The organism is Pseudonocardia bannensis, assembly GCF_012911875.1.
In the GTDB taxonomy this organism is placed as follows: Bacteria; Actinomycetota; Actinomycetes; order Mycobacteriales; family Pseudonocardiaceae; genus Pseudonocardia; species Pseudonocardia bannensis.
This window is the reverse complement of record NZ_JAAXKZ010000013.1, coordinates 64,946-75,280: the sequence shown is the minus strand read 5'-3', so window position 1 is coordinate 75,280 and position 10,335 is coordinate 64,946. Positions and strand designations below refer to the sequence as shown.

At 71.9% G+C, this 10,335-nt stretch carries 8 protein-coding genes; 7 read left to right on the top strand and 1 reads right to left on the bottom strand.

Annotated features, from left to right (window positions below; genetic code table 11):
- Nucleotides 1-74: 74 nt before the first annotated feature.
- The 5 genes from glxA (at nucleotide 75) to HF519_RS06050 (ending at nucleotide 6,683) form a co-directional block, all read left to right on the top strand.
- Entirely contained in the window at nucleotides 75-2,018 is a 1,944-nt protein-coding gene (glxA, locus tag HF519_RS06070) for a radical copper oxidase GlxA (protein ID WP_312859928.1), read from the top strand.
- 26 nt (nucleotides 2,019-2,044) lie between these two features.
- The gene (locus HF519_RS06065; protein ID WP_169410936.1) at nucleotides 2,045-3,088 is read left to right on the top strand and encodes a glycoside hydrolase family 6 protein; all 1,044 of its coding nucleotides are present in this window, start codon (nucleotides 2,045-2,047) and stop codon (nucleotides 3,086-3,088) included.
- A 101-nt stretch (nucleotides 3,089-3,189) separates the two neighbouring features.
- The gene (locus tag HF519_RS06060; RefSeq protein WP_169410934.1) at nucleotides 3,190-4,545 is read left to right on the top strand and encodes a HAMP domain-containing sensor histidine kinase; all 1,356 of its coding nucleotides are present in this window, start codon (nucleotides 3,190-3,192) and stop codon (nucleotides 4,543-4,545) included.
- 169 nt (nucleotides 4,546-4,714) lie between these two features.
- Complete coding sequence (locus tag HF519_RS06055; RefSeq protein ID WP_211169610.1) at nucleotides 4,715-5,896, top strand: hypothetical protein; 1,182 nt, start codon at nucleotides 4,715-4,717, stop codon at nucleotides 5,894-5,896.
- A 79-nt stretch (nucleotides 5,897-5,975) separates the two neighbouring features.
- A complete protein-coding gene (locus HF519_RS06050; RefSeq protein WP_169410930.1) occupies nucleotides 5,976-6,683 on the top strand; it encodes a DUF8692 domain-containing protein in 708 nt (235 codons plus the stop codon).
- Between the two features lie 100 nt (nucleotides 6,684-6,783).
- On the opposite strand, the gene HF519_RS06045 is transcribed toward HF519_RS06050, so the two are convergent.
- Nucleotides 6,784-7,752, bottom strand: coding sequence for a hypothetical protein (locus tag HF519_RS06045; RefSeq protein ID WP_169410928.1), 969 nt, complete (start codon nucleotides 7,750-7,752; stop codon nucleotides 6,784-6,786).
- Between the two features lie 928 nt (nucleotides 7,753-8,680).
- Here HF519_RS06045 and HF519_RS06040 point away from each other — a divergent pair.
- Nucleotides 8,681-9,376: a hypothetical protein gene (locus HF519_RS06040; protein ID WP_169410926.1), complete on the top strand. Its 696-nt coding sequence runs from the start codon at nucleotides 8,681-8,683 to the stop codon at nucleotides 9,374-9,376.
- 36 nt (nucleotides 9,377-9,412) lie between these two features.
- Nucleotides 9,413-10,279, top strand: coding sequence for an NAD(P)-dependent oxidoreductase (locus HF519_RS06035; protein WP_211169609.1), 867 nt, complete (start codon nucleotides 9,413-9,415; stop codon nucleotides 10,277-10,279).
- The last annotated feature ends 56 nt before the right edge of the window (nucleotides 10,280-10,335 follow it).

Genomic DNA, 10,335 nt, shown 5'->3' with positions numbered 1-10,335 from the left:
CTCCCCGCCCCACCCGTCGCGCTGCCGAACCCGCGCGACGCCGATGACGAGATCGGAGCCGTCGCGTGAACCGCGTGCTCAAGAGAGCCCTACGGAGACTGTCCCGGCACCGCCGCACGATCACCCTGGTCGGCCTCCCGGTCGTGCTGCTGGCGGTGAACGCCCCACCGGCGATCGCCTGGGTGCAGCAGTACCGCCACGACCAGATGATCAACAGCCAGGAGTACAAGGTCCAGTACGGCAAGTGGGACGTGATCGAGCTGCCCGCCGAGCAGCGGGTGAACGCGATCCACGCCGCGCTGCTGCCCACGGGCAAGCTGCTGCTCATCGCCGGATCAGGCAATGACCAGCAGCACTTCGACGCCGGCACCTTCGAGACGCTGCTCTACGACCCGGCGACGGGGCAGAGCCGCAAGATCGTCACCCCGAGCGACCTGTTCTGCGGCGGACACGCGTACCTGCCGGACGGCAAGCTGCTGGTCGCGGGCGGGACCCAGCGCTACGAACTGCTCGAGGGCGCGGTCACGCACGCGGCCGGGGCGATGCGGGTGAAGAACGAGTTCCCCGACGCCGGGCGTGACTTCCCGAAGGGCACCGAGTTCATCGCCCCCGACGGCAGGACGTACCGGGCGACGAACGCCTTCACACTGCCGCCGGCGAAGAAGACGAACGACCGCCGGGGTGCGGTCACGGTCACGGCCAGCGAGACCACGGTGTGGGTGGAGTCGGCGGACGTGGGCCCCGCCGGGGTGACCGACCAGCCCGCGCAGTACGCCATCGCCGGTCTCGAAGGCCCGGATGCGGACAACATGTACGGCCTGGCCGAGGGCATGACGCTGGAGAAGCAGGACTTCCAGGGGATCGCCGACAGCTACGAGTTCGACCCGTTCACCGAGGAGTACGTGCGGGTCGGCGACATGGCCCACAAGCGCTGGTACCCGACGCTGACGGGGTTGCCCGACGGCAGCGTGCTCTCCGTCTCCGGCCTCGACGGGACGGGCACGATCCTGCCGGGCCAGAACGAGATCTACGACCCCGCCACGAAGACGTGGACCGAGCGGCCGGAGCTGTTCCGCTACTTCCCGACCTACCCGGCGCTGTTCCAGACCGCCCGGCCGGACGTGCTGTTCTACTCGGGAGCGAACGCCGGGTACGGGCCGGCCGACCAGGGCCGCGTTCCCGGCCTGTGGGACCTGTCCGACAACTCGTTCGCCCCGGTGCCCGGCATGCGTGATGAAGCCCTCCTGGAGACCAGCGGTTCGGCCTGGGCCGGACCGGTGCAGAACCAGAAGATGATCGTCGTGGGCGGCGGTGGCGTCGGCGAGTCGCCGTTGTCCACCGCACGAATCGACGTGGTCGACCTGAACCGGCCCGACCCGGTTTTCACCGCCGGCCCGGATCTCCCCGAGCCGGTCCGCTACCCCAACGTGGTGCAGCTGCCCGACGACGACCTGCTGATCACCGGCGGTTCCCGGGACTACCGAGCCAAGGGCAACAGCCACGTCCTGCGGGCCGGCCTGTACGACCCGGACACCAACTCGCTGCGCGCGGCGGCCGACCCGACCGTGGGCCGCGACTACCACAGTGCCGGGGTGCTGCTGCCGAACGGCCAGGTCATGACGTTGGGCGGAGACCCGTTGTTCGCCGACAAGGACGACACCAAGGACGGCAAGTTCGAGCAGCGGCTGGAGATCTACACTCCGCCGTACCTGTTCCACGGTCCGCAGCCGGTGATCTCCGATGCACCCGGGCAGGTGGCCCGCGGCGAGAGCATGACGGTCTCCTCGCCGGACGCGTCCCGGATCGCCCAGGCGCGGCTGATCAGGCCGAGTGCGGCCACCCACGCCACCGACGTCGAGCAGCGGTCGATCGCGCTGGACATCGACCGGCGCCCGGACGGCACCCTGGGCCTCGCGGTACCCCCGGAGCCCACGCTCGTGCCGCCCGGCTACTACATGCTGTTCCTCGTCGACGGCGCGGGGACCCCGTCGGTCGCGCGATGGGTGCACGTGGCATGACGGCCCCGAGCGAGGAACGTGACGCGATGACACACGGCCGAACCACTGCACGGCGCCGCTCGTCGTCCTGGGCCGCCCTGCTCGCGGGCGTGGCGGCCGTGCTGATGGTGGCGGCCTGTGCGGGTGCGGCTCCCGCGCCGGAACGCCGGCCCGCGCCGGCCAGCGTGGTGACCTCGGCATCGGGGTTCTACGTGGATCCGCTGACGCCCGCGGCCGTGCAGGTGCAGCAGTGGGAGGCCGCCGGGCGCAGCGCGGACGCCGCGGAGATTCGCAAGATCGCCGAGCAACCGTTGCCGCTGTGGGTGACCGGCGACGCCGCCGAGGCACAGGCGCAGACCCGCGACTACGTCGACCGCGCCGAGGCCACCGGTCAGCGGCCGCTGCTCGTTGCCTACAACATCCCGCACCGTGACTGCGGGAGCTTCTCCGGCGGTGGCGCCCCCGACGCCGCGTACTACCGGGACTGGGTGTCCGCGATGGCGGCGGGCCTCGGCGGGCGCCCGTCGACGGTGATCCTCGAGCCGGACGCCGTGCCGCACGAGCTGTCCGGGTGTGTGGACGGCGCGGTGCGCGACGAGCGCTATGAACTGCTCTCCGAGGCCGTCGACACCCTCAGGCAGGCGGGCGCGTCGGTCTACCTGGATGCCGGCAACCCCGGCTTCATCAGCGACGTCGACGCGCTCTCCGGCGCGCTGGAGCGTTCCGGGGTGCGGCGGGCCGACGGTTTCAGCCTGAACGTGGCCAACTTCTTCACCGTCGACGAGAACGCCGCGTTCGGCACCGCGATCTCGGAACGGCTCGGTGGCGCGTCCTTCGTCATCGACACCAGCCGCAACGGGCTGGGCCCGGTGACCGGGCCCGAGATCGACGGCGCGCCGAGTTTCTGCAACCCGCCGGGGCGCGCCCTGGGCCAGGCACCCACCACCGAGACCGGGCGGCCGCTGGTCGACGCGTACCTGTGGATCAAGCGGCCGGGCGAGTCGGACGGCGCATGCCGGCCGGGGGAGCCCGCGGCGGGCCAGTGGTACCCGGAGTACGCGCTCGGCCTGGCCCGGCGCAGCGTCGGGTAGGGGATAAGCCCCGCCGCACCGGACGCGGCCCTCACGCGACGGTGGGTCAGTAGAGTCCGACTCCGGCGGCCCGGCCCCGGGGGCGGCCTGGGGAGGTCGACGTGGCGAGAAGGATCGTGTGGCTGACCGTACTGGCGGCCACCATCGCGATCACCCTCTTCGGCCTCCCGCTGGCCGCTGCCGCGGAACGGTTCTACCGGGCCGACGAGTTCCGCGAGCTGGAGCGCCACGCCTACTACGCACAGGCCGACCTGACGCCCGCGCTGCTGCGGGGCACCCTCCCGGCCGTGTGGCCCATCGAGGAGGACGAGGACCTCACCCTGGCGCTCTACAGCCCCGACGGGGAGTTGTTGCGCGGAACCGGCCCGAACCCGGGGAACTGGTTCGTGTCCCGGGCGATCGCGAAGAGCGACGTGCGCACCGGGGTGGACGAGGGCGACCTGGTCGTGACGGTGCCGGTGATGGACGGCACGGACGTCATCGGAGTGGTCCGCGCCGCGACGCCCGAGACGAAGCCCATCCTGCGGGCGGCCGAGCGGTGGGTGCTGATGCTGGGTCTGGCCGGGGTGGCGTTGCTGGTGACCTGGCTACTGGCCCGCCGGCTGGCCGCGCGCCTCGCCGGCCCCCTGCAGGACCTGTCCCGGGCCGCGCTGCGCCTGGGCGACGGGGACTTCAGCATCCGGAACCGTCCCGTCGGTATCGCCGAGATCGACTCCGTCGGCTCGTCGATGAACGCGACCGCGGAGCGGCTGGACGCGCTGCTGGAACGCGAGCGAGCCTTCTCCGCGGAGGCGTCGCACCAGTTGCGGACCCCGCTGGCCGGCCTGCGACTCACCCTCGAGGCCGCGCTGCACGCGCCACCGGACCAGCGGGCCGAGGCGATCCGGACGAGCCTCGCGGCGGCCGACAGGCTGGAGACCACGATCGACGACCTGATGACCCTCGCACACGGTCGACGGCCCGCGGGCGAGGTGCTCGACGTCGTCGGCCTGCTCGGGGAGGCACAGCCGTCCTGGCAGCGGAGGCTCGAGGCCCGGGGCCGGACCCTCGACATCGCCGTCGATCCCGACGCCCCACACGTGCAGGCCTCGGCGGCAGCGGTCCGCCAGTTGCTCGCGGTGCTTCTCGACAACGCGGTCGAACACGGCGCGGGCCGGGTCACGATCACGGTCCGTGAGATCGGCGACGCCGTCGCCATCGACGTCGCAGACCAGGGCAGCATCCCCGCGGGGCGGACCGCACAGCTGTTCCGCCGCCGCCTTCCCGACGAGGACGGGCACGGCATCGGACTGGCCCTGGCGCGCCGGCTCGCCGAGGCGGAAGGTGGGCGACTGCAGCTGACCTCGTCGGATGCGACCAAGTTCACCGTCCTGTTGCCGGCGGTGCCGGAGCAGGGTGACCGCGCAGGTGACCAGGACGCCTCGGCGATCGCAGAGCGGCCGTCCGTTTCGCCGTGACCGCACGCCGGGTACACCTTTCGGTTCCGACGCCACCAGATTGCCGAGCGCTAACCCAGAGTCACGCATACTCCCCGCATGACATCGGTGCGCCACGCTGAGCAGAGGGATCCGGCCTGTGCCAGGAGGCCTGTGCCCCACTCGTCGCCCGTGACGGCGTGACGGCGCCATGAGCCTGATGACGGTGCCGGCTTCCACCCCGATCCGCCGTGCCCACGTCCGTGCCTGCGGCCGGCTCCTCCGCGCGCTCGTGGAGCAGCGCCTCTCCCGGGCGGATCGTTCGGTCCGTCAGAGCCGCTCGGCGTTCTACCGGCGGGTGTGGACCAACGCCGCGGCGGACCTCGGCCTGCCCGTCCGGCGCCTCACCGGCGACGCGCTGGAGATCTCCCTCGGTACCGGCGTCCTGACCGTGCGGAACACGGTCTGCGAACTGGACTCGCGCGAGGTGCTGGATCGCGCGGGGGACAAGGTGCTGGTGCACGGTCTGCTGTCGGCCGAGGGCATCCCGGTACCCGCGCACCGGACCTTCACGATCGACTCGCTCGACCAGGCGCGTGCGTTCCTCGGCGACGCGCCCGCCGGCTGCGTGGTGAAGCCGGCCCGGGACACCGCGGCGGGCAACGGCGTGACGACGGGTGTGCGGACCGTGCAGGATCTGCTCGACGCGGTGGCCGTGGCCGCGGCGGCCGGCGCGAAGGCCGGCCGGTCCAGCCGTACGGGCTCCCCGTTCACCAAGCTGTACGCGAAGTTCCGCGACCTGCGGCGTGTGCCGCTGCTGATCGAGCACCAGGTGCCCGGCGACAACTACCGGTTGCTCTACCTGGACGGGGTGCTCATCGACGCCGTGCGCCGCGCTCCGCTGAGCGTGGTCGGTGACGGCCACTCGACGGTCGCGCAGTTGCTCGAGCGGCTGAACACCCGCCGTACCTCGGGTGGCGGGCAGAACGGCCAGCGTCCGGTCCGGCCGGACACCGACATGCTGCGGATCCTGGGCGAGCAGTCGGTCACGCTCTCCTCGGTCCCCGAGACCGGGCGGACGGTCGTGCTCCGGCAGGCGATCAACCAGAACTCTCCGGAGGACAACTGGCCGGCGCTCGGCGACCTGTGCGAGTCGATCGTCGAGCAGGGGGCGCGGGCCGGGGCAATCGTCGGCGCGCGCATGGTCGGTGTCGACGTCATCACCACCGATCCGCGGGTGCCCCTCGCCGCGTCCGGCGGCTGCGTCCTCGAGGTCAACACGACGCCCGGGCTGGTGTCCCACTACCACGGTCACCCCGGCGCGGTGGACCCGGCCAAGCTGCTGCTCCAGCGCCTGTCCGGTCACCCGGCGTCCTCGAGGGTCACCGGCTGAGCAACGGCTGGACAACGGCCCGGCGGTTCACCGGTGTGACACCGACTTTTCAGACGATGGTGCCTTAAGGTTCGCGGCTATGAGCGGAGCTCACCACACTGTGCGGCGCGGGCCGGGCCGGGCCGTCCTGGCTGCCGTCGGGACCGTTGCTGCCACTGCCGCCGTGATCGGTGTCTTCTACGGGGCCGGACGGGTGGCGGGGGTGCCGTTCGAGGTCTTCAGCAAGGAGCCGGTGGACGTGCTCTCGGCCCCGCGCTACACGGGCTGGTTCGCCCACCTCGTCGTGCTGGTCTGGCAGGTCGCGGCGACCGCGGCCCTGGTGGGCGCACTGGTCCTGCGCCGCGGGGGACATCGCGAGGCCGCCATGTTCCTGGGGTCGGGTGGTGTGCTCACCGGGGTGATGGTGGTCGACGACTTCTTCCTGCTGCACGAGGCGGTGTACCCGAAGCTGGGTGTTCCGGAGGAGGCCGTCTACGTCCTCTACGCCATGGGCGCGGCCGCGTTCGTGTGGCGCTTCCGCGGTCGCCTCGGCAGCGACGTCGTCCTGCTCGTGGCCGCGTACGCGTTCTGGGGGGTGTCGGTCGGCCTCGACGTCCTCTACTCGTTCGGTGGTCCGCTCGCGCTCCTGCCCGAGGACGGGACCAAGGCCACCGGCACGGCACTGTGGGCGGTGCTCATGGTCCGCCTGACGCTCGCCGAACTCGACGCTGTGCTTCAGGGACGTCGCGGCGCCACCCACCCACCCGCCGGTCGCGAGGTCGTCGGTCGCGACGTAGCGACGTCGTGACCGAGCGTTGCGGCGGTTCTGAGCGGCCGTCCCGGCCACCGCTCCCGCAGAGTCGCAGGACGCGGTGGCCGGGGGCGACGCCGCCCGTTCGGGCCGCGGCCTACAGGAGGTCGAGGGCGCCGCGCTCGGCGAGCCCGAGCACCTCGCGGCGAACCTGCTCGACGTCGCCGCCCGCGGCCACCTCGGAGAGCACGTCGGCCAGTGAGCGGCGGCCGTCGGCGAGCCGCAACGCCTCGAACTGGGCCTGGGTGATCCCGAACGGCGCCTCGCCGTAGATTCGTGCCTGCAGCGACTCGGCCCAACCGCGGGTGTAGACGTGCTCGACGGTGTCGAGCCGGCGCGACAGCGCCGGGACCAGGGCGTCGAGCCCGTCGCCCGCCTGCAGCGCGCTCAGCGTCCGCTCCCGCAGCCCGGCGGTGCTCGGGTCCTCGCCCAGGGGGTCGGAGCCGAAGTCGTTGAACTTCAGGTAGAGGTTGACCGCGTTCGCGCCGCGGCGGCGCAGGTGCCAGGTGGCTGAGCCCGGGAAGATCAGCACGTCGCGGTCGTGGTCGTCGAGCTCGACCTCGCGGGCGTTCTTGAGCGCCACGTCCGGCTGCTCGTCGGGCTGCAGGCTGGCCCACAGCTCCGCGGCCGAGTTGAACGGGTTGGGCGCGACGTGGTCGTGCGGGTAGAGGACCAGGGTGGACTCCTCGGGGATCTTGATCGAGAGTCCGACGGACACCTGGGACGGGTAGCGGTCCTTGTGCGCGGTGGGCTCCGGCTTGGCGTCCGCCTCGTAGGCCTTGATGTGCCGCTCGGACAGCACCATGGTCTCCCGGTTCAGGCCCGAGACCGCGGCGATCACGTCGTAGAGCTCGCCCGGGTAGTCGACGTCGTCCGGGAACTCCAGGAGCGCCTGCTCCTTGTTGCCCTTGCCGGCCAGCTCCGCGAGGCGGTGCGACGCGAGCTCCGCCACGAACTTCAGGAGATAGTCGTGGAACTCGGTGGTCACGCCCTCACGGATGTGAACGTAGCCCTGCTGCTGGTACTGGGACCGGTAGTCGGCAGGGTCGAAGTCGAAGACCTTCATAGGCGTCAATCTCTCCAGTCGGTCGCAGGGCCGTGCCCTCGATAGGCCGGCTGCAGTTTCGCACGGGGTGATGTGGCTCAACATCCTGCCCTCCATCGGAGGAACCAATCACCCTGGGTCATTACTCGTCGACTCGACGCGTTCCCCTCGACTCAGTCCGGCCGGATGTCCGGCTTACCCGTCCGGTACGTCGCAAAGCCGCCACCTGGTGCAATCGTCGTGGGCCACGGCCGGCGTAACACCGGTGGGCCGGACGCGAGTAGAGGGGTGATCGGCGAGCGCGCGACGTGATCGCCACCCGCACGACCACGCAGGTGACCTGCGGTGCGAATGAGACCGGGCCGGGGAGATCGATGACACAGCATGGCCTGGCCGACCCGAAGCGCCCGGGCTTCCACCCGGGATCAACCGGATCGCCTTCGTGGTCTGGGCGGTGGCCTTCTCGGCCGGTGTCCTCTCCCACGAGTGGTAGGCCTCGTAGCCGCCGTGGTCGATCGGTCCGGCCGTGGCGGTCGCAGCGTCCGCCGTGATCCTGCGGCCCACCTCCGTGGTGCGGCTGGTCATCCTGTTCGCGCTGCTGGCCGCCGAGCTCGTGACGGTGATGCCGGACCCGTGAAACCACCGGCTGCTGATGGGGTCGCTCGGTGTCGTCTTCGTCGTGTGGTGGCTCGGGCTGGCCTGGCGGCCGCCGTCGGAGGCACGTGACCCGGCGGTGATGTACGAGCGCGTCGCGCCTTTCCTGCGCACCGCGTTCGTCCTGTCCTTGGTTCGTCGCTGCCTTCGCCAAACTCAACACGGGGTTCATCGACACGGTCGCGACCTGTTCGGGGTGGACCCTCGACGCGATCCCGGGGTTCCGGGTGCCCCAGGGCCCGCACCCGGCGATCATCGCCGGCACCCTGGTTCTCGAGTTGGCGATCCGTCGCTGTTGTTGTTCCGGCGCACCCGGCCGTACGCCGTCGTGCTGGGACTCGGGTTCCATCTGGTCTCCGCGATCGGCGGGCACTCCGCGTACTCCGGGCTGGCCTGGAGCTTCTACCTGTTGTTCCTGCCACCTGCTGTGCTGGCCCGAGTGGCGGTGGCCGCCCGTCGTGCGATCCCGGAAGGCGCCGTGCGCGTCCTGGCAGACGCCGTCCGTACGCCGCTGACGTTGGTCGCGCCCGGTGCGTTGTGGGTCATTTGGACCGGCGGGGTCCGGCTCTCCCGGCGGTGCCGAGCCGTCCTGCCCGCCGGTGGGGCGCCGCGATGCTCTGCCTGCTGTGGCTGGGCGCCTGGGTGTGGCTGCTGCTGTGCACCGAGCCCGGGCACTGGAACCCATCTCCTGGTGCCGGAGGCGGTTCGGGTCTTCGGGTGGCAGGACGGCGAGGTGCGGTTCGTCGCGACCGACGACGAGGTGCTGACGGGCGTCATCGCAGCCCGGGGGAGCGGGCGCACGGTGCTCGTCGATGCTCGCCGGGTCGTCGCGCCGTATCCCGACGCCACCGTCCGCTACGTGTTGGACGGGCAGGAGCGCATCGCCGCACCGGTCTCCGCCGATCCGGTGTTCGGTGAGCCGCAGCCGCCGGTGCAACGGGCAGTGGGTGCGTTCCGCCCCTTCTCGGATAGCGGGACGTGTCAACATTGACCGTCCAGATCTCGTCCTGAGAGGTACTGCCCGACAGTGAACGACTCGATGCCGACGGTCGGCGTGCTGCATCCCGGCCAGATGGGGGTGGCGATCGCGGCGGCTGCAGCGGCGCGGGGCCACGAGATCCTCTGGTGTAGCGCCGGTCGGAGTCCGGCCACAGTGGACCGGGCCGCAGCGGCCGGTCTGACCCCGGTTCCGGATCTGGCCGGCCTGCTGGCCGCGAGCGACGTGGTGCTGTCGATCTGCCCGCCCGCGTCCGCCGGCGACGTGGCCGGCGAGGTGGCCGCCGCCGGTTTTGGCGGGCTCTACGTCGAGGCCAACGCAATTAGCGTCGAGCGTGTCGAAGGGATCTGCAGGCTGCTCGAGCGGGCCGGCGCCCGCGCCGTCGACGGTGCCATCATCGGCCCGCCGCCGGGAGAGGGCCGGTCGGCACGGCTGTACCTCGCGGGCGAACCCGCCGACCTCGGCGTCGTCGCCGGGATCTTCGCGACCGGGCCGGTCGAGGCGGTGTCGCTCTCCGGTGGGATCGGCGCGGCGAGCGCCCTGAAGATGGCGTTCGCCGGCTACCAGAAGGCGGCCCGGACGCTGGCCGGGGTCGCGCACGCGCTGGCCGGGCAGCACGGGGTGACCGCCGAACTGCTCGCGGAGTCGCGCCGCATGCCGGGGAACCAGTTGGCCGACCCCGACTACCTGCCCGGTGTCGCGGCCCGTGCGTGGCGGTGGGCGCCGGAGATGCACGAGGTGGCCGACACGCTGGCGGCGGCGGGCCTGCCCACCGAGCTCGCCCGGGCCGCGGCCGACGTGCTGCGCCGATGGGAACCCGACCGCGACAACTGGTCCCTCACGCTCGAGCAGACCCTCTCCCACCTCGCCGCCCCCACCCACGCCGTGGAGCCCTGACGCCCTCCTACGCGGCCCCGTTGCTGCGTCGTGGAGCCCTGACGCCATCCAATATG

Excerpts from the sequence above, each read along its gene's own strand:
- HF519_RS06065 (WP_169410936.1), top strand. The coding sequence starts at position 2,045 with ATGACACACGGCCGAACCACTGCACGGCGCCGCTCGTCGTCCTGGGCC.
- HF519_RS06055 (WP_211169610.1), top strand. The coding sequence starts at position 4,715 with ATGAGCCTGATGACGGTGCCGGCTTCCACCCCGATCCGCCGTGCCCAC.
- HF519_RS06050 (WP_169410930.1), top strand. The coding sequence starts at position 5,976 with ATGAGCGGAGCTCACCACACTGTGCGGCGCGGGCCGGGCCGGGCCGTC.
- HF519_RS06045 (WP_169410928.1), bottom strand. The coding sequence starts at position 7,752 with ATGAAGGTCTTCGACTTCGACCCTGCCGACTACCGGTCCCAGTACCAG.